The following is a 21022-nucleotide window of genomic DNA, read 5'->3' as shown; positions in this document are numbered from 1 at the left end:
AGAGTTGAATCTCTGATTGCTCTAATTTCGCAGCTGACGGCTCGACCAGGCGGCGCAATTTGCGTGCTAAGGCGGTTTCCCGGCGTGAGCACGTCCGAAATCGAACGAATAAAGGAATTCTAGGAATGCATAGCGGGGAAGTCGGTGAGAATCCGCCAAATCCTGGTCGGTGGCGCTTCGACAGTGATTTGTGTTTCAATCGAGATCTTCATTGTCGCTTCCTCGAAATCGGCGTGTCCCGTCCATGACAGAACACTCGACGAGACACGCCGACGCGAACATCAATCGTCTGACCTCTACGCCATCTCCCACACGCGCGTGGCGAAAACCTCGTCTACCGGCGTGTGAAAGACGTGGTTCGCATAATTGCTGATCGTCTTGACGCTGATGGCGAGGATGATTCCGAGAATATTTCTCTCGCTGTATCCCGCGGAGAAGAATGCCTGCGCGTCGGCTTCGTTTGGACGCCCTCGCTTTTCGAGCATGATCCGCGTGAACTCCGCGAGCGCCCGCAGCTTGGCGTCGGAAATTGGCCGGCCGTCGCGGATAGCGTCCGTCACATCGGGTGGCACCTTCGACATCTTGTCGGCGACAAAGCTGTGCGCCGCCATGCAGTAGTGGCACCCGTTCCAGCGGCTGATGACGAGAAAGATCACTTCTTGCTCGATGGGAGTGAATCCGCATTCCTGACGAAAGGCCGCATAACCGGAGGAATAGGCTTCGTATAGCGCCGGCTCATTGGCCATGGCCCCATACATTTTTGGCGTGAACCCCATTTGTCTTTTAGCGGATTCGAGCAGGCTCCGGGCTTTTCCCGTCGCCGTCTCGATCGCGAGGAAGGGGAGGTCTTTAATTCGATATGTGTTGCTCATTGCGTTCGCTCTCCGACTAACGGTTCGCCAGACGACGAAGATCGGCGTCCGTCATGGGCTGGCCGCCGACCCCCCATGCGCCGGGCGCCACGTCCTCGACGATGACCCAGGTCACGTCCCTCAGGCCCTCGCCTTCCACCGCCAGTACGGCCTCCGTCACCCCCGAGATGAGTTGTTTCTTCTGATCGGGCGTCAGATAGCCGCTGATTCCCTTGATGTTCACGAGTGGCATGCCGCTGCTCCTATGGCTTAGCGTCAATGGAGCGATATCCACACGTATTTGCAACCTGCACAAGTAGGCACTAATATTAGCTATAGTGTCCTTTTTGATACCAATGGAGCGTGCATGAGGAAACAGCGACATCAGGCCTACACATGCTGCCCGCTCGAAGCCGCCCTGGACGTGATGGGAAGCAAATGGAAGGCGACGATCCTGTTTCGCCTTCTCGACGGCACAAGACGCTTCAATGAACTTCGCAGGCTGATGCCAAATGTTACGCAGAGAATGCTGACCCTCCAGCTACGCGAACTCGAAGCCGACGGCATGATTCTGCGTAAGGTTTTCGCCGAGGTGCCGCCCAAGGTCGAATACTCCCTGTCCGATCTCGGCAGGACACTGGAGCCATTGCTGCGGGAGCTGTACCAGTGGGGCCAAACGCACATACAGCGAAAACAACCTGAGGCCAGTCCGGAGCCCGCCTCAAGCTCGATTGAAAAGAAAATCCTGCGCTCAAGCAATTAAGCAGCGCTCTTCTTTCTGCGCCGAGGGTCAAAACGGCATGTCTACCCCCCGAGACGACCGCGCGAGGTTGGAGCGCGAGGAACGCTGGCGGCAACTGATGCGCGCCGCTCAAGACGGCGACACCGCCGCCTATGCTGCGCTTCTCTCTGAAATTCTTCCCGTCCTTCGCAGATTCGTCGCTTACAGATGGCCAAGCGCGCCGGACGTAGAAGACATCGTCCAGGAGGTTTTGCTGTCGGTCCATACCGTCCGACACACTTACGACCTCGCTCGCCCTTTCATGCCCTGGCTGATGACGATCGCGATGCGCCGGACGATCGACGCCGCGCGTCGCCGGACAGCTCGATCCGCGAATGAAACAACGGTCGACATCATGCCCGAAACCTTTTCGAGAAGCGATACGAAGAACGAACAGGAGACCAGCGATGATCAAGAGGCGATACGGCGCGCCTTGGCGCAATTGCCGGACGGGCAACGCCAGGCGGTCGAGCTGATGAAAGTGCGAGGTCTGTCGCTCCAAGAGGCTTCCGCCGTGACTGGCAAGAGCGTGGCGTCGTTGAAGGTCAGCGTGCATCGGGGGCTCAAGACGATGCGTGAAGTGTTGAAAAGAGAGACGCAATGAATTCGGAAGAGCTTATTCGTCGCCTCGCCGCAAGCGCCAAGCCCGTCCGCCGTCTGCCGCACCCCATGTGGCGCGCAATGATGTGGTTTGTGCTTTCGCTCACCTATGCAGCGGTCTTGGTGTTTGTCTTAGGTTTGCGCGCGGATTTCTCAGTTCGGATCGCGGAACCGCGCTTCTTAATCGAACTCTCGGCCGCCATTCTGACGTCGATGATGGCGGCGGCGGCCGCGTTTTGCTCGACTTGCCCCGGCCGGCCGCTGTGGGAGCGCCTCGCGCCTTTTCCGTTCTTGCTGGTCTGGCTGGCGTCTCTTGGCGAAGGCTGCTGGCGCGATTGGACGCTCCATGGAGTGCAGAGTCTCGCCATTCAGCTGGAATTCAGTTGCTTCTGGAAAATCGTTGCGACAAGCGCGGCGCCGCTGATCCTGATCCTGCTCATGGTTCGCCGAGGCGCGCCAATTGCGCCCTACCTGACAACCGGGCTCGCGACGCTCGCGGCGGCGGCGCTGGTCGCGGCCGGCATGCTCCTGTTCCATCAGCAGGAGTCAAGCGTCATGGTGCTTGTCTGGCAGTTCGGTTCGGTCCTTGTCCTCTCAGGATTTGCTGCGCTCTTCGGTCGGCATGTCCTGTATTGGCGAACCGTCGATATGCGTTCGCTCGACAATCAAACGACACCTCACTGCTAACGGGATTACGCCGAAAGGGTGACGGTCGGCTAAAAAGGCGCGCTCATGAACATCCAGGTCGTCAAGGACTATTACGGCAAGATCCTTCAGGGATCGCAGGACCTCAAAACCAAAGCCTGTTGCACGCCGGACAATATGCCGGAGCGCGTCAAAGCGCTCCTGTCGAACGTCCATGACGAGGTGCTGGCGAAATATTATGGCTGCGGCCTCGTCGTTCCGGAGCTTTTGCAGGGACGCCGCGTCCTGGACCTCGGTTGCGGATCGGGTCGCGATGTTTATGCCCTTGCCCAACTCGTCGGACCGTCGGGCGAGGTCGTTGGCGTCGATATGACGCCGGAGCAGCTTGTGGTCGCTGAGGCGCATGTCGACTGGCATATGTCGAAATTCGGCTTCGATCGGCTGAACGTGCGGTTTCTCAGAGGATATATCGAGGCGCTCAACACGCTCGGACTCGAACCGGGCAGCTTCGATGTCGTCGTATCCAATTGCGTCGTCAATCTGTCGATCGACAAACCGGCGGTGCTCGAGGGCGTCTTCGACCTGCTCAAGCCTGGGGGCGAATTTTATTTCGCCGACGTCTATGCCGACCGGCGGCTTGATGAGGCGGTGCGCGGCGATCCCATCCTGTATGGCGAATGCCTCGGCGGAGCGCTCTATTGGGGGGATTTTCTCGCCCTGGGAAGGTCCGCGGGCTTTGGCGATCCGCGCCTCGTAACGAGCCGCCCGCTCGAAATCACCGATCCGGAAGTCGAAGAAAAAATCGGCGCGGCGCGCTTCTATTCGGCGACATATCGCCTGTTTAAGATCGATGCGCTCGAGCCCGCCTGCGAGGACTATGGTCAGGCGGTGATTTACAAAGGCGGCGTTCCGGAAGCGCCGCATGTGTTCTCGCTCGACAGCCATCACGCGATGGAAAAGGGGCGGATTTTCCCGGTCTGCGGCAATAGTTGGCGGATGCTGAAGGAAAGCCGCTTCGCGCCGCATTTCGAGTTTATCGGCGATTTCTCCCATCATTACGGCGTGTTTCCCGGCTGTGGGACGAACATCCCGTTCTCCATCGACGCCAGTCGCGGCGGCGAATTCGGCGACTGCTGCTGATGTCGGTCTCTTGGTTCCGCGGAAAGGACCGATGCGCGTTGGCGTCTATCGGCCGCATTTGCGCGGTCTATATCGCTTTTTTCTCGTCGTCTCTCGGGCATGCGGCCGACAACCGGCTCGTGCTGACTGGCTCGAGCACCGTGGCGCCGCTCGCGGCGGAGATCGGCAAGCGGTTCGAGGAGCAAAACCCCAGCATCCGCGTCGACGTGCAATCGGGCGGTTCCTCTCGAGGCGTCGCCGACGCCCGCTCAGGCCTCGCGGACCTCGGCATGGCGTCGCGCGCGCCGAACGCCGACGAGACGGACCTGCAATTCTTTACGATCGCGCGCGACGGCGTCGGAATCATCGTGAATACGAATAATTCGGTCCGGTCGCTGACGGACGAGCAGATTGTCGCGATCTATACGGGAAAGATCGCCGATTGGAGCAAAGCGGGCGGCGCGGCCGGACGGATTACGGTCGTCAACAAGGCTGAGGGCCGGTCGACCCTCGAACTGTTCCTCCACTATTTCAAGCTGAAGGGCGGCGACGTGAAAGCGCATGTCATTATCGGCGAGAATCAGCAGGCCATAAAGACGGTGGCCGGCAATCCTGGCGCCATCGGCTATGTGTCGATCGGTTCGGCGGAATATGAGGCGGGTCACGGCGCTCACATCAGGCTCTTGCCGATGAGTGGCGTCGCGGCGTCGGTTGAGAATGTTCGAAGCGGATCCTTTCCGCTCTCCCGCCCGCTCAATCTTGTTAGCAAGGGAGCGCCCGGAGCGGTTGCGAGACGTTTCATCGATTTCGCTCGATCGAGGAGCGTTCATGACATTGTCGAATCGCAGTTCTTCGTCCCGGTCGCGCCGTGATACGCGACTTGTCGCGGCGGTGGCGACGGCCGCGCTCGGCTCGTCCGCCATATTCGTGTTGATCGTCGGCTTCCTTCTGAAGGAATCGTGGCCGGCGCTATCCACGATTGGTCCTGCGCGATTTCTCTTCGACCCGGCGTGGCGCCCGACCGAGGGCCTCTTCGGCCTCGCCCCCATGCTGTCGGCGTCGCTTGCGGCTTCGGTCGGCGCGGTTATCCTCGCCACGCCGCTCGGAGTCGCCTCGGCGATTTTCTGCCGCCATTATGCGCCGCCCCCGATCGGATGGATTCATCGCTGGTCGATGGCTCTGTTGTCTGGCGTCCCATCTGTCGTCATCGGACTTTGGGGGTTGACCGCCATCGTCCCGCTAATCGGCCGCTTCGAGCCTCCCGGCGCCAGCCTGCTTGCCGGGATTCTGATCCTGACAGTGATGATTACGCCGACCATCGCTCTGATGAGTGGGGCGGCGCTGGACTCCCTCCCCGATGCATATGGGCGGGGCGCTGTGGCGCTGGGATTGTCGCGCGAGGCGACGCTGGCGCATGTGCTGCTTCCCGCCGCGCGCGGCGGCGTCGCCGCCGGCATTCTGCTTGCCGCAGCGCGCGCCCTCGGCGAAACGATGGCGATCGTCATGGTCAGCGGCAATGTCGTGCAGGCGCCGTTGAGCCTATTCGACCCAGTGCGGATGCTGACGGCCAATATTGCGCTGGAGATGGCTTACGCGACCGGAAGCCACCGCGCCTCGCTGTTCGTTTCCGGACTGATGCTCACAGCTCTTGTCATCGCACTGGCGGCGGCAGCCTGGCGCCTTTCGGGGGACCACTGTCATGGATGAGGTTGCAAGGCCCCAGGCGGCGTCGACAATGCTGCCGACTCCTTCCCTGCGTGACGCGCTGTACGGCTTCGGCATTTGCATCGCCGCCTTGCTTGTCGCCGCGATATTTTTCTGGCTGCTCGCCGATCTGGCGTGGCAGGGCGTGGGCCGCCTCGACTGGACCTTTCTCACCACTCCGCCGCGCAATGCGGGGCGCGATGGCGGTCTCGCGCCCATCCTCGTCTCGACATCTCTGATTATCTTAGTAGCGATGTCGGTCGCGGCGCCGCTCGGCGTCGCCACCGCAATTTTCCTTTCGGAATTCACGCCCGCAGGCGGACGCTTGGCGCGCTGGATGAGTCTCAGTCTGGACGTCCTCGCGGGTACGCCGTCCATCGTATTCGGCCTCTTTGGCGGCGCATTCTTTTGCGTCTTTCTGGGCCTCGGTTTTTCGATTCTCTCGGGCGGCTTGACCCTCGCGTGCATGGCGCTTCCTATCCTGATCCGCACGGTCGAATCAGGACTGCGGTCTTCGCCGATCGAGTGGCGCCTCGGCGCCGCCGCCCTTGATCTCTCACGCGCGACCCTTCTCTGGCATGTCCTGCTGCCCGCCGCCGCGCCGTCGCTCGCCGCCGGCCTGAGCCTTGGAATTGGCCGGGCGGTGGCGGAAACGGCGGCGCTCATTTTCACAAGTGGCTATGTCGATCGTATGCCGTCATCTCTCTTCGACTCCGGCCGAGCGCTTTCCGTCCATATCTACGATCTCACGATGAATGTCAGCGGCGGCGACGCCAACGCCTATGCCTCGGCGCTCGTTCTGATCGCCTTCCTGATCGCCGCGAACAGTCTCGCATTTTGGTTCTCAAACAGAATATTCGGCCGAAGGATGGCCCGCGCATGATCGCGTATATTGCAGACACAGACGCAACAGCCGGCTCCGGCCGCGCCGCCTATACCCTCGGCCCGCTGGCGGCCGGGCCTACCTGCTGCGAGCCGAGGCCACAGATTAGCGTCGAGAATCTGACGCTGGCGTATGATGGACGCGCGGCCCTCAAGGAGGTGAGCCTCGATATCTTCCGCGGTTGCGTCACAGCGCTGATTGGTCCGTCAGGCTGCGGAAAGACGAGTTTCCTGTCGAGCCTCAACCGGCTGAGCGATCTCATTCCGGGATGCGAAGTCGAAGGGCGAATTCTTTTCGATGGCCAGAATATTCATGATCAGCTCACCAATGTCCGGGCGCTGCGGCGTCGCGTGGGAATGATCTTCCAACGGCCCAATCCATTTCCGCTCTCCATCCGACGCAATCTTGAGATGCCGCTGAAGGAGCATGGCGTTCAGCGCCGCGCCGATCTCGATGCGGCCGTGTGGCGGTCGCTCGTCGACGTCGGCCTTTGGGAGGAGGTCAGAGATCGGCTCGACGCTCCCGCGCTCGCGCTGTCCGGCGGACAACAACAGCGTCTGTGTATCGCCCGCGCCATCGCGCTGCAGCCGGACGTCCTGCTGATGGACGAGCCGTGCAGCGCGCTCGATCCCGTTTCGTCGACAATCGTTGAAGATCTGATCGCGAGCCTGCGAGGCGGCTACACGATTGTCATCGCCACTCACAATCTGGCCCAGGCGCGCCGCGTCGCCAATTATGCCGGCTTCTTCTGGGTGAAGGATCGCGCCGGCGTGCTGATCGAATTTGATCATTGCCAGCGAATTTTTGACTCGCCACGCCATGAACTGACGGCGGCTTATGTTAGCGGGCGAAGGGGTTGAGGCGCGCGCTACGGAAGGCCGAGCGAAGCCGTCAGCCTTGCCGAAGGGCCTCCCGGCCGATGACGTAGAGGATCTTGACGCCGGCGCCGATGGCGCCCCTAAGCGTGCCCGAAACCTTTGACGCCCCGATGCGTCTTCGGTAGCGAACCGGAACTTCGAGCGTGCACAAGCCATGTTTCGCCGCGCGCGCCTGCATCTCCACCGTCCAACCGTAATTCGCGTCGGTCAGCGCCAGTCGCCTGAGGGCGTCGCGCCTTATGGCGCGGAAGGGTCCGAGATCTGTATAACGCGCGCCCCAGATCCACCTCATCAGCAGGCAGGCAAGCCAATTTCCAAATAATTGCTGCGGCGTCAGTGCGCCTGCTTCCCGTTTTCCCAGCGTTCGTGATCCAAGGACAAGATCGGCAGCGCCATCGGCGATAGGCGCGACGAGCGTCGACATGTCTGCCGGATCGTCGCTCGCATCGCCGTCCATGAAAACGATCACATCCATGGATGGCATGACCGAGAGCGCGGTCAGACATGCGCGTCCATAGCCGTGGCGCGGCTCCGTGACGACGACCGCACCCAGATCTCTTGCAATCTTGCCCGAACCATCACTCGACTGGCCATCGGCGACGACGACGATCTTCACCCAATCCGGAATCGCAGACAACACCACCGGCAAAGCGGCGGCTTCGTTCTTCACTGGAATGACGACCCCGATGGAGAGATCGCCCGGCGCAACGGCGTTTTTCATGCACGGCTCGCGCAGTGCGTCTTTTGGTCATGAATTCGGCGCCACAGAAGCCAAGCCCAGACCGGCGCCGCGTGCAAAATTGCGACCCCGTTCTGAAACAGCGCGCGCTCGCCCATGGCCGCCATCGGAAAGAACAGATAATATACAGGAAGCGTCACGGAAGCCAGAAGCAGCGGCCAGCACTGTACAGCGGCTGCGAGCGGTAGGAACCACAGCGCATACCAGGGGAATTGCGCCGGGGACAGATAGAAAACCGTTGCGGCGACGATGAGCGCGCGGCCGAGAAGGTCACGCAAATCCTCGATCGGACGCATAGCGATGATTACAGCGACGGCCGCGGCGGAGACGCCAGAAAGATAACGCAAGGTTTTTGCCGTCCAGCGAGAATCGTCGCCGCTGACGCAGTCGAACAGCCCGCACAGCCATGTAAAGGGCGCATTGTTGATTTGCCAGTGCGCTGCATAGGCCGCGAGACCTGAGCGATCCGTGAAGGAAGCAGCGAATAGCGGCGCCAGCAGAATTGCCGCGGCAATCCCGAAGACAAAAATGGCGATGACTGGATAGCGCCGCCCGTCGAGATGCGCGCGCGCGATGAGAGGCGCGAGAAGTATAGGCCATATCTTGACGCCGACCGCCAGCGCTAGCAACGCCGAGCACGCAATGGACCTCATGCGATAGGCGGCGAACATCGCGCCGAGAACCAGCGGGCCAAGCAGAAGATCGACATGAACGGTCGCGGCGCCCGCAAAAACAACGAGAGGATTGCACCAGTAAAGCGCCGCCAGCATGCGCGGTCGGTTCAGTTCGTCCAGAAGCCGGAACATGACGCCGAGCGTCGCAACGTCGGCGATTGCAAAAACGAGCCGAAGGCCGTCGACGCTCCAGGGCGCGACAAGGTGCGCGGCGCCAAAGGCGAGTTGCGCGGCGCCAGGATAGATCGAGGTATATTCCGGGAAATTGATGCGTTTGAGCGTCGAGCGCCCCGTCTCGGCCAGCAGGTCGAAGGGCGGTATCCCGTTCTGACCTGTCGCCGCCTGTGCCGGCGAAAGCGCGTAGGGGCTGCGACCCGAGGCGACGGCGGCTCCGTCCCAAAGATAGCGGTAAAAGTCGTCTTCGAGCGGCGGCGCCGTCGCGAACCAGACGAGCCTCATGGCGAGGCCAAGTCCAACCATCGGCCAAATAGGCGACGCACGACTCAGCCTCGCGGATATCGCCCGTATACTATGCATATAAACGAGCCCGACCGCCGCCGACGCCGACAGAAGCCCGACGAGCGGCGCGACGCCGGCGAAATCCCTCACCGCCGCATGAGTCAATCCAGGGCTCAGGACGACGAGCGCAATCTGGCTTGCCGCCAGCAGAGCGCCTACCCAAATGCTCATCAACCGCGCGCCTTCATGGCGCGCTGAAGCAATCCGCCCCATGACTCGTCGTACGGGTGTATTCGATTGACGGACCCGATCAAATCGACGACAGGCCGCCCTTCGCTGAACCAGCGGAAAATCCCTCCTCGGAGATTGTAAAGCGCGAGGGGTTCATGCGCTGCGGCCGCCTGCGCGATGCGCTCCACCATGATTGAGCTGCGCACGCCAACGGAGCAATAAAAGATCACGACGCGCCCGCGCAGCTCCGCTGCATGTTCGGCGAGGAAACGATCTGCCGATTCGGCGGGATCAACATGGACCGCGCCCGGCAAGTGTCCCGCGTCGAATTCGCGACTCTCGCGAACATCAAATAGAACGGCGTCCCCGGACGCGATTAGTCGAGATGCTTCAGCGCTTACGATGTTGGGAACATTGTACTTTGCTGCGACGGCGCGCTCTACGTCCGCCAAAGCGACGTTCTTCGATGCAGGATTTGGGATCGATACAGGGCGAAGTTCAACAAAGGTAACGCCGCTGACTACTCCGACAAGCGTAAGAGCCCAGAGGAAATTAGAGGATTTCCAGAGCCGCCCCCTACGTTGGATTGCCTGCTTTGACGCCATTCATCCTTATCCGGTTGGACAGTCGAGAGCTAGTTCGAGCCGCTAAGCGAAAAGTTACATTCACCATGGCGATAGCCGGCGAAATTGAAGGCGCAGAGCCCCGTAACTTCGGGGTGCTCCAATGCGAATAGCCTCGCATAACCGAGCGAAGGAGCTGAAATGCCTCAGGGGATCCCGCCGATATCGTCCCGGCCCCAAGCTGAGGCGATCGCCGTTGGGCTTATGTGTAAAGCGCCGCGTCCCGGTCACGCGAAAACTCGCCTGGGTCGCACGATCGGCGCGGATTTCGCAGCCTTGCTTTCTGAATGCTTCCTGCGCGACGTTGCGAAAATTATCGAGACCCTCCAATCAAGCCACAGCTTGCAGGGCTATGGGCTTTACGCCCCGATCGACGCCGCCGCCGAGATCGCGGCGTTGCTTCCCCGCTCATTTCGTCTCGTTCCGCAACACGGCGATGACTTCTCGTCAATCGTCCATGGCGCAATCGCCAGTCTCCTCGAACGCCATCGCGGCGGCGCGATGCTCATTAACTCTGACAGTCCGACGCTTCCTCCGCAGATTCTAGCGATGGCGTCGGATGCGCTCCGGCGCCATGAAGATTGCGTCGTTCTCGGACCGGCATTCGATGGCGGATATTACTTGATCGGACTCAAGCATGCTCACTGGGAGCTGTTTCGAGACATCCCCTGGAGCACGAATGAGGTCGCGCGAGTGACGCGCGACCGCGCGCGGGAATTGGATATCCCAACCGTCGAGCTTCCGATGTGGTACGATGTCGATGTCGCAGCCGACTTTTCGCGCCTGCTCGAAGAAATCGCAGGCGTGCCGCCAAGCTTCGGAGGTTCTGGAGCTGGTGCGAATGGGCGTTCTGGTGATCTGCACGCTGCTCCCGCGCTCGCGACCCGCGCCATGATCAAGAAGTGGAGCCAGCACCGCGAATTTTATCTGGAGTCAGATCATGATTCGAAGCATTGGCCGACACGCTAACGTCAGGGAAGCTTGAAAACGGCGTTATGCGCAGGCGACGCGCTATCGTCCCAGCGCAATGCGCGGAAGTCGAATTCACCATCGATGAGAGGTTTGACGATCTGAAAATAGGGAGAAACATCGAAGTCTCTCGGCGTGAACAGCCCGTGGTGGCGAATGGTGAGGATCTCTTCAATGCATCCCGGGCAATCAGGCGCGCTCATATCCCGAGCATTCACGATCGGCAGAATCGGATAGCGGATCGACTGGAACGCTTGCGCAATCAACGTGGAGCAAATTGCGCGAGTCGGATCGCCGCTGCCCAAGGCGATCATGCGACGACGGAACCGCGACGGAACCGGCGGGTTCGGCAATAGATAGCGCGCAAGATCGACGATGTTGCGAAGATCATAGTGATTGCCCAAACGCTCGATGACATAGGACGTCACCTTGCGGCGTTCGGTTTCGTCGAGCCCTAGTGGCCGGCAAATACGTGTCTGGACATTCTCGAATTCGCTAGTCCCGACGGTACGCACGCCGTCCACCAAGTCGACTTCGACGAAGCAGTGATCGCTATCAGTGGCGGTCTGCGTGAGGTGCGAGCCGACATAGAGCGCCGCATGGGACCACGGGGACTGCGTCAAATATTTTACTGCTGCGCTGACTCGGCTGTTCCCTTCTACGAGTAAAACATCGGCTGGACGCAGGCATGCCAACAGCCGCGTCGGGTTCGTTACGGGCCCGGAGCTATGAACATGGGTCGGGGTCGTCAGGAAGCGCGCCAGTCCATCGCCGAACCATCCGAGAGTCTTTCTCATCGCGAGCGGCTCTGTGCGAGACATGGCGGTTCAGTCATCGAGCGCCAGACAGGATATGATCCCTGCCGCGAACCACTGCGTGAGGAACTCCCCGGCTCGGGCAGCGACGTTCTCGCCGGACCCCTGGAATTGCAGAAGCGAACAGATCTCGGCAAACGACTTTCCCGCCGAAGCTTCAATCAGGGCAAGCCGCTCGTCGGGCGAAACGAGACGATAACACGACTGATGATCGCTGCTACGCCAAAACAGGACGCGCTCTTCCCCCTCATCGATGAGTGGCAGCTCCTGCCCGTCACGCACCGCCTCATATAGCGTCGCCGTTCCGATCGCGAGATCCAAGAGTTCGTAACTGGGGTGAAATTTGAAGGAAATCTTGGGCCAGCGTTCCACGTCTATGTTCGCAAGAGCGTCAATAGAGAGCCTTGACTCGTCAGCGGCGTCAAACACGTCAGCGAGCGCACGCTCGAAGCGCGCGAGGTCGATCGCTTGTGCGTCATTTTCCAAACGCGCATATGTTCCCATAAATTCGGGAAGACGCGCACCGTACCAACGCGCATTTCGAACGCGCGACGGCGCCGCTAAAATATACGCCTCGACAAGAGACCCGAAATCTTCGTCTTCAAGATAATTTCTTAGAACCGGATAGTCGTTCGAGAGAAACTCCGCGAGGCGAAGTCGGTAAGCATTATGGTAGACGGCAAAAAGCGTCTCCGCGTTCGTCTTTTTCGAATCCGCGACGAAACGCGGCGCGATCGCTTCTTCGCTCAATATCCCGGCCTGAAATCTTTCTTGCAGCTCGGCGAGCGTCATGCAGCCGTCTCCTCTCGTGAGTGGACGACGGCGGCGTATATCGACCTTGCACGGTCGAGTTCGGCGACCAGTTCATGGAATGGCGGAAAGTTGTCGTCGCGCTCGATCATCGTCGAGACCTCGCCGAATTGGCGGCACACCCGTTCGTAAAGCTTCCACACGTCAGCGCAAATCGGCTGATCATGCGTGTCGATCTTATGCGTTCCAGCGTCCGAATGGCCCGCGAGGTGTAGTTGCGCCACACGCTCTGCTGGAATTGCCTCGACGAATTGGCGCTCATCGAAGCCATGATTGAACGCAGAGACGTAAATATTGTTGACGTCGACAAGCAGCCAGCAGTCGGCGCGCTCCGCCATCTCTCGGACAAAGGTCCATTCATCCATTTCGGATTCATGGAACGTCACGTAGGTGGACGCGTTCTCGATCGCGATCCTTCGTCCGAGAAAATCCTGCACGCGGTTTATCCGGTCGACAACGTGTTGCAACGCCTCGAAAGTATACGGAACGGGAAGTAGATCGTGCATGTTCACGCCATGGACGCCCGTCCAGCAGAGATGATCGGAAATCCAACGTGGCTCGATACGATCAGCGAGTTTCTTGAGGGCCTTGAGATAATCGATATCGAGGGGATCGGTGGACGCCAGAGACATCGACACGCCATGCATGACAATGGGATAGTCGGCTCGCATGCGTTCGAGCATGGCGACCGGCCGTCCTCCCGGAACAAGATAATTTTCCGTGATGATCTCTAGCCAGTCCACATTCGGCCGGCTTTCGAGAAGCTCTCGGTAATAGACTGGCCGCAGCCCGAGACCAAAACCCAATGACAAAGGCTTGCTCATGGCGAATGTCTCAGAGTACGTGGGCAGCAATGGAGAAGCGGGCGGACGGCGGGTCCGCCCGATTATCCTGATCCGTTAGCCGACAGTGCCGCCCTGCGCCTCGCAGGCGCCCTTCGATTTTGCAGGGAGCCAGCCCTGGCCTTTGCACGCGTTTTGGCCCTTGCAACCGCTACTCGCTGTCTGACAGGCGCCCTGGCCCTTGCAGGCGTTGAGGCCCATGCAATGAACGGATTTCATGCCCTTTTTCGCGGCAGCTGGCGTCGAGGCCGCGCCGCTAAGCGCCAGCGCAATCGCCGCGGCGGCGAGAGTCGAGCCCGAAACGATACTGACCTTCATGTCAATCTCCCTATTGGTTCGCTCAATTGGCGAACAGCGGTGAGGACCCCTCACGAGCCTCACGAAACATGTTTCGCGCGGAGCGCGCCTAAAGTTACAGAGAATGTATCCCTTGGAGTTGCATGCAATTAATCGGGCGCCAGCTCGTAGCTAGCTCGCGGGCTCGCGGGCTTTCTTCAGGCGACGACCACAAATGGCGTCCAATTTCGATAGGAGGTTTGGATCCCACACCGATGGATCGCTGATGACAACAGAATCCAGGCAGCTGTCGATCGGTGAAGGCGCCCGGGGATTGCGGAGTCGTTTCGCGAGTTCGACGATCAGACGTTGGGCGCCTCCCACGTTCGCGCGCATCACCGCCAAAATGCTCGCAACGTCCACCTCGGCGCTGTCTTCGCGCCAACAGTCATAATCCGTGATCATGCAAAGATTGGCGTAAGGAAGCTCCGCCTCCCGGGCGAGTCGAGCCTCCGGCATCGCGGTCATGCCAATGACATCGCAAGCCCAGCTTCGATACAGCCGGCTTTCCGCGCGGGTTGAAAACTGCGGTCCTTCCATTGCAAGATAGGTCACGCTCTCGATCAGTCTCAGGCCTACTTGGCGGGCGGCGTCCTTGGCGTAGCTGGACAGGCGAGGGCAAACTGGGTCAGCCATGGAGACATGCGCGACGAAGCCTGCGTCAAAAAACGATCTCGCTCTATTTTCCGTTCGATCGACGTACTGACCGACGGTGGCGAACATGCCTGGCGCCAACTCCTCCTGCAGCGACCCCACAGCCGAGACCGACAAGATGTCTGTGCAACCAGCCCGTTTCAGGACATCGATGTTGGCGCGCGAGTTTATGGCGCTGGGCGGAAGTCGGTGACCCCGCCCATGCCGCGGCAGAAAAACCAAACGAGTCTCTTCTACCACGCCAAAGAGCAATTCATCGGAAGGTTCGCCCCATGGGCTGTCGACCTTGACCCAGCGGCGATCCATTAGGCCTTCGAATTCGTACAGGCCCGATCCACCTATTATTCCCAATGTCCAGTGCGTCAAAATCCTCTCCTCAGTGGGGCGATCCATGATTGCTGTAGCATGACGCCTTCGGGCCGTTCATCAACACTGTAGCGACAGAGACGCGCGAGCTATGCGTCGAGACCCGCCAGGGACGCGCGTTTGGCGCTCCGCGCAACTACCCGCGCCTCGGATGTAACCTCGCGGCGCTTTACAGCGAAAATAAATTCGTATCGTGTGAACAGCGTCGAACGGCCGAAGACTCAAATGAGCGATAAACCGCTCCCCTTTTCAAAAAAATTCAATCGCCGGCAGTTTGACTGCCCGACAGTGGACCTGCCGTAACCTATTCGCCTCCTGCATCGAAAGATAAGTCGGCTCCCGAGATCATCTGCCCCACCGTACCGAGTATCTTGAGAGCTGCTTTCCGGGCGTGGTCGCGGCGAAGGTGAACAAGAATCGTCTCATCGCGCTCGGGAAGCTTTTTAGGCATGTGGGCTACGACCATGCGAGCGCGAACGCCCTGTTCGCGGTCTCGCTCTCTGACCTCGGCTGAAGCTCAAAAGAATAAAGGTGATGGCTGCGCCATCGTCGATCGCGGGGTGGCTCGTTCACTTTGCGATTGGCGCGATTCTGTGGGGGGTCTGTTTGCATGGCTCGATCCACGCCTAATCTTCGGGGCGGTGTTCGGCGGCGTTTATGGGCTCGAGCGGCCTGAACCGGCGCCGCATCTTCAATTTTCGCGCCGAACCTGGATTGAGTTCGCAGCGCCGGCCGCCTGGGCGAGTTGCTGCTCGAGTTCGGCGATCCGCGCGGTGAGCGGCGCCGTCATCGCGCGCATCTCGTCGAGCGTGTAGCGCTCGACGATGTGTTGCGGACAGTTCCAGTCGAACCCCTCGACCCTGATCAGGAAGCCGCGCTCGACGCGGGCGCGGTAATCTGAGGTTTCGAGTCGAGACAAGGTCGCCTCGTCGTCGAGACTGACGATCTTCGCGCGCCCAAAGAGCTTCAGCCGCGTCTTGTTGGGGTAGTCCATGAAGAAGAGCGACACGCGATCATCGGTCATGAGATTGCCGAGACTGATATATTGCCGGTTGCCGCGGAAATCCGCGAAACCGATCGTGGTCTCGTCCAGCACGCGCACGAATCCCGTCGGCCCGCCGCGATGCTGGATGTAGGGCCACCCGGTCTCGCTGACCGTCGCCATGTAGAACGAATCTCGGGCGCCAATGAATTGGGCCTCCACCTCGCTCAGGCGATGGTTCCTGGTCTCCGGCGCTCCCTCCATGCGCGCATAAGCGTTGCGGCTGCCAAATTGCTCCTGCGCCTTCTTCACCGTCGGGGTGAAGGCGATGTCAGCGTAGCGATGCGGCATGGCGTCCTCCTGCAGGCTCGCGCCCGAGCCTTTTAAAGTCCGAGATCGGAAAGACCCGGGTGATCCGCAGGCCGCGGGCCTTGCGGCCAGCGGAACTTCCGTTCGCTTTCGCGGATCGGCTGATCGTTGATGCTCGCGAAGCGCAGTCGCATCAGCCCGCGCGCATCGAACTCCCAGTTCTCATTGCCATGGCTGCGGAACCAGCCGCCCGCGTCATCGCGCCACTCGTAAACAAAGCGCACCGCGATCCGGTTCTCGGCAAACGCCCAGAGTTCCTTGATCAGGCGATATTCGATCTCACGCGTCCATTTGCGCTTCAGGAACGCGACGATGTTGGCGCGGCCCACCGGGAACTCCGCGCGATTGCGCCAACGGCTGTCCTCCGTATAGGCGAGCGACACGCGCTCTGGGTCGCGCGTGTTCCAGGCGTCTTCGGCCATGCGAACTTTCTGTGTCGCGGTTTCACGCGTGAACGGCGGCAGCGGCGGACGGACGCCGGCATCTTGGGTCGTCTTGGTCATCTCGGTCATTGAAAGCTCCTCTCGCGGTCAGGAACCGGCGCAGGGTCCTCCGCGCCGGTCCCGAGTAAGTCAGGCGGCCTTGTTCAGCTGGATCTCCGGGAAGTCGATCTCGATCTGGGTCGCCTTGCCGAGCAAATTGGTGAAGATGTTCATCGCGACATGCGTGATGATCTCGATGATCTCGCCATCCGAATGGCCGGCCGCGCGCACGGCGTCGAATTCCGCCTTGCTCACCTGTCCGGCATGTTCGACGAGCGCGCGGGCGAAGGCGAGCGCGGCTTCCGCCTTGGCGTCCGACGAACGGCCCATGCGGTTCGCCAGCATCTCCTGACTGTCGAGGCCGGCCTTGCGGCCGATGGCCGTGTGCGCCGAGACGCAATACTGGCAGGCGTTCTGTTCGGCGACGGCCAGCGCGATGCGCTCCCGCGTTTTCGGGTCGAGATAACCCGCGCCGGCGATCCCGTGGATGCCGAGGAACGCGTTCAGCGCCGCCGGGGAATTGGCCAGCACGCGGATGAAGTTGGGGACCGCGCCAAGGCTGGCCTGGACGGAGTCCAGCAATTTCTTGGCTTCGCCAGTGGCGGATTTGGGGTCGATGACGGCAATTCGAGCCATAGGGTCAATCCTTGTTTCGTTGACGGCGCGGCGCGCCTCGGCGCCGCTCCTCCAGACAATGGCTGGTTATTTTTCTTGTAAGAATATCTGACGTATGGAATTCATTATTCCGATTACAGGAATAAAATGGATCGTCTTCACGAGCTCGAGGTATTTGTCGCCGTCGCCGACGCCGGCAGCTTCGCGAAAGCGGGAACGCGCTTGCGCGTGTCTCCCCCTGCGGTGACCCGGGCGATTTCTGCGCTCGAAGATCGCCTCGGCGCCCGCGTCTTCAACCGCACGACCCGCAGCCTAACCATTACTGACGTCGGTCAGCGCTTCCTGGAAAGCGCACGGCGTATCCTGACCGATCTCGATTGCGCCGAACAGGAAGCCGTCGGCGAAACGGCGGTTCCGCATGGCCATCTCACGCTGACGGCCTCGGTGACATTTGGTCGGTCGGCGCTCACGCCCGTGGTGTGCGCGTTTCTTAGCCAGCACCCGCGCGTAACCATGTCGGTGCTGCTGCTCGATCGCATCGCCAACCTCGTGGAGGAAGGGATCGATCTTGCCGTCCGCATCGGTCCGTTGCCGGATTCAAATTTGGTCGCGAAGAAGATCGGAACCGTTCGAAGGATATTGGTTGCGAGCCCGGACTATCTCGTGCGGCGGGGCGTTCCGCAGACTCCAGCCGATCTACGTCTCCACTCAATCATTGCGTTCACTGGCCTTATGCCGAACAGGGAGTGGCGCTTTCTCGACGGCAAAAAAGGCAACAGCGTTTCATTTGTCCCGCGGCTCGAGATCAATGACGCGGCTGCATCCATCGCCGCGGCGGAAATGGGGGATGGGATCACGGTGGCGCTGTCGTACATGGTCGCCGACCAGATTCGCGACGGCCGACTCGCGCCGCTTCTCGACAATTTCACGCCGCCGCCCGTCCCAGTTCACCTTGTCTATCCTCAGAGCCGCTTGGTCTCCTCCAAACTGAGAGCTTTCATCGACTTCGCCGCGCCGCGCCTGCATGCGACGCTCGATGGCCTTAACATCTCCTAAAAAGGCCTGCTCTGATTGCAGCTCACGCGAGCCGATCGAGCACTTACGTCTGCTGTCAAAGGGGGCCGCCAACATAGTGGCAATCTTGACGCCGACGATGCTTGTAACCGGCCATCGAACCGATTTCATAAACTCCCTTGCTGCATGCCCGAACAACATCCGGCGGCGCGGCCATGCTCTCTTGCTTCCTGAACCGGCGGGCACGGAACGTCGCCATAGGAGCAGAACACGCAGCAATCCCCCGTCTTTGGCTTGAGGAGGGCGCCGCAGCCCTTGCATTCGTAGAAGAACTGACAAGCGTCGGTCGGCATCATTTCCGCTGATCTATGACCGCAGGACGGGCAAGTAATGGTCGAGACGAGCTCCATTCAGCGGCCTCTAAGAAGCTTGAGCAGCATTGGGTCGATATAGCTCCAACTTGCCGCCGCGATTACGGCCGTCGACGCGCAGAGGAGCAACGTCAGCGTTGCGCGCGAGCGACCGGTCGACGCGCAGCTTGCGTCCGATGCGCAGGCAACAGGACGCTTCAACCACCACGCGCCCCAGCCCCCGACAAGCGCCAGGGCGCTGACAGAGAGCAGCGGAGCGCGCCACATCGCGACCGCCTCGAGTCCGCCCAGCACGCCCGCGCCTGCGCCGAGAGCGGCTAACCCGAGGGGAATGACGCAGCACGACGACGCCACGACCGCACCGAGACCCGCGACAAGTCCAAAGGCCGCGAACCATTTTGGCGCCGCGGGCGCGGCGGAGGAAGACGAAGCGTCTGGGGCGCCTTTTTGTGCGGCGTGGTTGACGGTCATAGCTTGGCTGGCCCTTTCTCGACGTAGCGGCTATTCTGCAACCCGTAGCCACTACGGGTGCAAGCGAAATATGCAGCCTTTCACCATTGGGCGACTTGCGGCGGCGACGGGCGTCAATCTCGAAACTGTGCGCTATTATGAGCGCATCGAGCTCATGCCGTCGCCGGCGCGGACGGCGAATGGGCGCCGCGCCTATGAGGACGGCCATATCCGACGGCTGGCCTTTATTCGCCGCGCTCGCGAGCTGGGATTCAGCATCGAGCAAATCCGCGCGCTTCTGTCGCTCGCCGAACCGTCCCGCGCGTCCTGCGCCGAGGTAAGAGAGATTGCGCAAGCGCATCTCGACGAGGTTCGTGCGAAGCTCGCCGACCTCGCCAGACTTGAGAATATTCTGGCCGAGACAGCCTCCCGCTGCTCGGGCGACCCCGCGCCATCATGCCCCGTGCTCGACATGCTGGCCGCATCGAATGGCGCGCCAATCAACCAATCGGCGAAGATTGACCACCGCATCAAGTCGATCTGACGCGCTGACGCGCCGCCGTCGATGAATTTCCATACCGGGACGCCGAGCATTCGCGCCTTATCGGCGAGATTGACGGAGAAGCCTGACCCGGGAAAGACGATGACGCCGATTGGCGGCGTCGCCAGCATGTGGTCGTTTCGCTTGAAACCTTGCGATTTTTGGACCCGGAGGAAGAAGTGCGTCGATATCGGCGCGACGTTTGGCGGCGATAAAGCCGGGACTGACGATGCACAGCTTAAGGCATACGCTGGGGACGAGGCTGCGGGAGATCACGTCAGACCTCGATCTGATCCGCCGCATTCTTGATCAGCAGACGCTCAGCATGGGCCAGCATTATTCGGAGACGGCTGACACTTCTCGCCAAGCGCGGCGGGCGCTCGGCAGCTCGACTTTACCGGGAACACATTGCAGTCAAAGTTGTCAACATTGGCCGAAAAAAGTGTCGACACGCCTTTGGCGCTCAGCCTTAACTCATTGATTTTGATGGTGCCCAGGGGCGGAATCGAACCACCGACACTGCGATTTTCAGTCGCATGCTCTACCAACTGAGCTACCTGGGCTCGCGCGGACGCGATGTGTCGGGCTTATAGAAAGCGCGCAACGACTTGTCCAGACCCGCTAGGGTGCGAGATGTAGCTGTAGCGCGACAAAGCGAATGGCCTAACGCGCCAGATCAGATCGCCGCATCCCTTGCAGCACGGGCTCAGCGCTTACCCGCTGCTCACGATGATCTCGGCCGCCCGATTTGCGTCCGTCCGGTCCCGGTCCAGTGATCTTGCACAAAAAGGACTTCAAAGCGCTCGGCCGCGTGATTTGGTGGGACCGATTGTGAAGCGTCCCGAAAAGAGGTAATTGTAGACGCAGGCTGTTGTCGCCTAGCGCATTGCGCTGTCTGGAGTATTAGGAACCTTGCATTATGCATTTCCAGCTCACAATCGAATGTAGCGCTCCGGCGCTTGGCGGGGATTCGATCTCGCGAAGCCAAGAGCTTGCTAACATTCTCCTCGCCGTCGCGGCGGATTTGTTGGACCAAGGCTTGGCGCCAGGCGACAAGCTGCCTTTGCGTGACCGCAACGGCCACTCTGTCGGAATAGCCAAGCTGTTCGAACAACCTAACGTGCTCGCTTCGAGCGCTCTCCTAGGGTCCAGACTCATAACCAATAGCTGATTGTCGCGGCGATGCAGACGGCTGCGAGAAAGTTAGTCGCGCTTCGAT

At 60.6% G+C, this 21022-nt stretch carries 26 protein-coding genes and 1 tRNA gene; 11 read left to right on the top strand and 16 right to left on the bottom strand.

The window, feature by feature from the left end; all coding sequences use genetic code 11:
* Nucleotides 1-296 precede the first annotated feature (296 nt).
* On the bottom strand, nucleotides 297-872 hold the full coding sequence (locus HUN39_RS14790; protein WP_175095257.1) for a carboxymuconolactone decarboxylase family protein: 576 nt from the start codon (nucleotides 870-872) through the stop codon (nucleotides 297-299).
* Nucleotides 873-888: 16 nt separating this feature from the next.
* Complete coding sequence (locus HUN39_RS14785; RefSeq protein ID WP_175095256.1) at nucleotides 889-1104, bottom strand: tautomerase family protein; 216 nt, start codon at nucleotides 1102-1104, stop codon at nucleotides 889-891.
* Nucleotides 1105-1218: 114 nt separating this feature from the next.
* Here HUN39_RS14785 and HUN39_RS14780 point away from each other — a divergent pair, with 114 nt between their 5' ends.
* The 8 genes from HUN39_RS14780 to HUN39_RS14745 are packed head-to-tail and all read left to right on the top strand — an operon-like array spanning nucleotide 1219 to nucleotide 7443.
* Nucleotides 1219-1614 (top strand): winged helix-turn-helix transcriptional regulator, encoded by a 396-nt coding sequence (locus HUN39_RS14780; protein WP_175095255.1) that lies wholly within the window; start codon nucleotides 1219-1221, stop codon nucleotides 1612-1614.
* Nucleotides 1615-1651: 37 nt separating this feature from the next.
* Nucleotides 1652-2236, top strand: coding sequence for a sigma-70 family RNA polymerase sigma factor (locus HUN39_RS14775; RefSeq protein WP_232366119.1), 585 nt, complete (start codon nucleotides 1652-1654; stop codon nucleotides 2234-2236).
* A complete protein-coding gene (locus HUN39_RS14770) occupies nucleotides 2233-2919 on the top strand; it encodes an NrsF family protein (protein WP_175095254.1) in 687 nt (228 codons plus the stop codon). Before HUN39_RS14775 ends, HUN39_RS14770 begins: the two co-directional genes overlap by 4 nt.
* Before the next feature lie 45 nt (nucleotides 2920-2964).
* Nucleotides 2965-4017: a methyltransferase domain-containing protein gene (locus HUN39_RS14765; protein WP_175095253.1), complete on the top strand. Its 1053-nt coding sequence runs from the start codon at nucleotides 2965-2967 to the stop codon at nucleotides 4015-4017.
* A 38-nt stretch (nucleotides 4018-4055) separates the two neighbouring features.
* Entirely contained in the window at nucleotides 4056-4868 is an 813-nt protein-coding gene (locus tag HUN39_RS14760; protein ID WP_210266990.1) for a phosphate ABC transporter substrate-binding protein, read from the top strand.
* Entirely contained in the window at nucleotides 4825-5703 is an 879-nt protein-coding gene (pstC, locus tag HUN39_RS14755; protein WP_175095251.1) for a phosphate ABC transporter permease subunit PstC, read from the top strand. Before HUN39_RS14760 ends, pstC begins: the two co-directional genes overlap by 44 nt.
* Before the next feature lie 28 nt (nucleotides 5704-5731).
* The gene (gene pstA / locus HUN39_RS14750) at nucleotides 5732-6583 is read left to right on the top strand and encodes a phosphate ABC transporter permease PstA (RefSeq protein WP_175095250.1); all 852 of its coding nucleotides are present in this window, start codon (nucleotides 5732-5734) and stop codon (nucleotides 6581-6583) included.
* Entirely contained in the window at nucleotides 6580-7443 is an 864-nt protein-coding gene (locus HUN39_RS14745; protein ID WP_175095249.1) for a phosphate ABC transporter ATP-binding protein, read from the top strand. Before pstA ends, HUN39_RS14745 begins: the two co-directional genes overlap by 4 nt.
* Nucleotides 7444-7474: 31 nt before the next feature.
* Here the strand turns inward: HUN39_RS14745 and HUN39_RS14740 are convergent, their stop codons facing one another.
* The 3 genes from HUN39_RS14740 to HUN39_RS14730 are packed head-to-tail and all read right to left on the bottom strand — an operon-like array spanning nucleotide 7475 to nucleotide 10169.
* Nucleotides 7475-8182 carry a glycosyltransferase family 2 protein gene (locus HUN39_RS14740; RefSeq protein WP_175095248.1) on the bottom strand — a complete coding sequence of 236 codons (708 nt, stop codon included), beginning with the start codon at nucleotides 8180-8182 and terminating at the stop codon, nucleotides 7475-7477.
* Nucleotides 8179-9564, bottom strand: coding sequence for a hypothetical protein (locus HUN39_RS14735; protein ID WP_175095247.1), 1386 nt, complete (start codon nucleotides 9562-9564; stop codon nucleotides 8179-8181). The genes HUN39_RS14740 and HUN39_RS14735 overlap by 4 nt, the downstream gene beginning before the upstream one ends.
* Complete coding sequence (locus tag HUN39_RS14730) at nucleotides 9564-10169, bottom strand: rhodanese-like domain-containing protein (protein ID WP_232366118.1); 606 nt, start codon at nucleotides 10167-10169, stop codon at nucleotides 9564-9566. Before HUN39_RS14730 ends, HUN39_RS14735 begins: the two co-directional genes overlap by 1 nt.
* Before the next feature lie 159 nt (nucleotides 10170-10328).
* Here HUN39_RS14730 and HUN39_RS14725 point away from each other — a divergent pair, with 159 nt between their 5' ends.
* Nucleotides 10329-11156 (top strand): TIGR04282 family arsenosugar biosynthesis glycosyltransferase, encoded by an 828-nt coding sequence (locus tag HUN39_RS14725; RefSeq protein WP_175095245.1) that lies wholly within the window; start codon nucleotides 10329-10331, stop codon nucleotides 11154-11156.
* A gap of 2 nt (nucleotides 11157-11158) precedes the next feature.
* Here the strand turns inward: HUN39_RS14725 and HUN39_RS14720 are convergent, their stop codons facing one another.
* The 8 genes from HUN39_RS14720 to HUN39_RS14685 all read right to left on the bottom strand — a co-directional run bounded on the left by HUN39_RS14720 (nucleotide 11159) and on the right by HUN39_RS14685 (nucleotide 17448).
* Complete coding sequence (locus HUN39_RS14720) at nucleotides 11159-11953, bottom strand: C40 family peptidase (RefSeq protein ID WP_175095244.1); 795 nt, start codon at nucleotides 11951-11953, stop codon at nucleotides 11159-11161.
* 30 nt (nucleotides 11954-11983) lie between these two features.
* A complete protein-coding gene (locus tag HUN39_RS14715) occupies nucleotides 11984-12763 on the bottom strand; it encodes an HvfC/BufC family peptide modification chaperone (protein ID WP_175095243.1) in 780 nt (259 codons plus the stop codon).
* Nucleotides 12760-13605: an MNIO family bufferin maturase gene (gene bufB, locus HUN39_RS14710; protein ID WP_175095242.1), complete on the bottom strand. Its 846-nt coding sequence runs from the start codon at nucleotides 13603-13605 to the stop codon at nucleotides 12760-12762. Before bufB ends, HUN39_RS14715 begins: the two co-directional genes overlap by 4 nt.
* Nucleotides 13606-13680: 75 nt before the next feature.
* Nucleotides 13681-13941 carry a BufA2 family periplasmic bufferin-type metallophore gene (bufA2, locus tag HUN39_RS14705; RefSeq protein ID WP_175095241.1) on the bottom strand — a complete coding sequence of 87 codons (261 nt, stop codon included), beginning with the start codon at nucleotides 13939-13941 and terminating at the stop codon, nucleotides 13681-13683.
* A gap of 150 nt (nucleotides 13942-14091) precedes the next feature.
* Nucleotides 14092-15006, bottom strand: a complete 915-nt coding sequence (gene mtnP, locus HUN39_RS14700) for an S-methyl-5'-thioadenosine phosphorylase (protein WP_332310768.1) — start codon at nucleotides 15004-15006, stop codon at nucleotides 14092-14094.
* A 664-nt stretch (nucleotides 15007-15670) separates the two neighbouring features.
* Nucleotides 15671-16312 (bottom strand): pyridoxamine 5'-phosphate oxidase family protein, encoded by a 642-nt coding sequence (locus HUN39_RS14695; protein ID WP_175095239.1) that lies wholly within the window; start codon nucleotides 16310-16312, stop codon nucleotides 15671-15673.
* A gap of 32 nt (nucleotides 16313-16344) precedes the next feature.
* On the bottom strand, nucleotides 16345-16842 hold the full coding sequence (locus tag HUN39_RS14690; protein WP_408631409.1) for a nuclear transport factor 2 family protein: 498 nt from the start codon (nucleotides 16840-16842) through the stop codon (nucleotides 16345-16347).
* A gap of 60 nt (nucleotides 16843-16902) precedes the next feature.
* Nucleotides 16903-17448, bottom strand: a complete 546-nt coding sequence (locus tag HUN39_RS14685) for a carboxymuconolactone decarboxylase family protein (RefSeq protein WP_175095238.1) — start codon at nucleotides 17446-17448, stop codon at nucleotides 16903-16905.
* Between the two features lie 126 nt (nucleotides 17449-17574).
* On the opposite strand from HUN39_RS14685, the gene HUN39_RS14680 reads away from it, so the two are divergent.
* Complete coding sequence (locus tag HUN39_RS14680; RefSeq protein ID WP_175095237.1) at nucleotides 17575-18483, top strand: LysR family transcriptional regulator; 909 nt, start codon at nucleotides 17575-17577, stop codon at nucleotides 18481-18483.
* A 125-nt stretch (nucleotides 18484-18608) separates the two neighbouring features.
* On the opposite strand, the gene HUN39_RS19310 is transcribed toward HUN39_RS14680, so the two are convergent.
* Nucleotides 18609-18851 (bottom strand): GDCCVxC domain-containing (seleno)protein, encoded by a 243-nt coding sequence (locus HUN39_RS19310; protein WP_232366116.1) that lies wholly within the window; start codon nucleotides 18849-18851, stop codon nucleotides 18609-18611.
* Nucleotides 18852-19283 (bottom strand): mercury transporter MerT, encoded by a 432-nt coding sequence (locus tag HUN39_RS14675; protein WP_175095236.1) that lies wholly within the window; start codon nucleotides 19281-19283, stop codon nucleotides 18852-18854.
* A gap of 70 nt (nucleotides 19284-19353) precedes the next feature.
* Here HUN39_RS14675 and HUN39_RS14670 point away from each other — a divergent pair, with 70 nt between their 5' ends.
* The gene (locus HUN39_RS14670; protein WP_175095235.1) at nucleotides 19354-19806 is read left to right on the top strand and encodes a MerR family transcriptional regulator; all 453 of its coding nucleotides are present in this window, start codon (nucleotides 19354-19356) and stop codon (nucleotides 19804-19806) included.
* 484 nt (nucleotides 19807-20290) lie between these two features.
* On the opposite strand, the gene HUN39_RS14665 is transcribed toward HUN39_RS14670, so the two are convergent.
* A tRNA-Phe gene (locus tag HUN39_RS14665) sits at nucleotides 20291-20366 on the bottom strand.
* Nucleotides 20367-21022 lie beyond the last annotated feature (656 nt).

This window comes from Methylocystis silviterrae, assembly GCF_013350005.1.
GTDB classification, from domain to species: Bacteria; Pseudomonadota; Alphaproteobacteria; order Rhizobiales; family Beijerinckiaceae; genus Methylocystis; species Methylocystis silviterrae.
The sequence above is the reverse complement of the archived record's forward strand: the minus strand, read 5'-3'. Positions and strand labels throughout refer to the sequence as shown.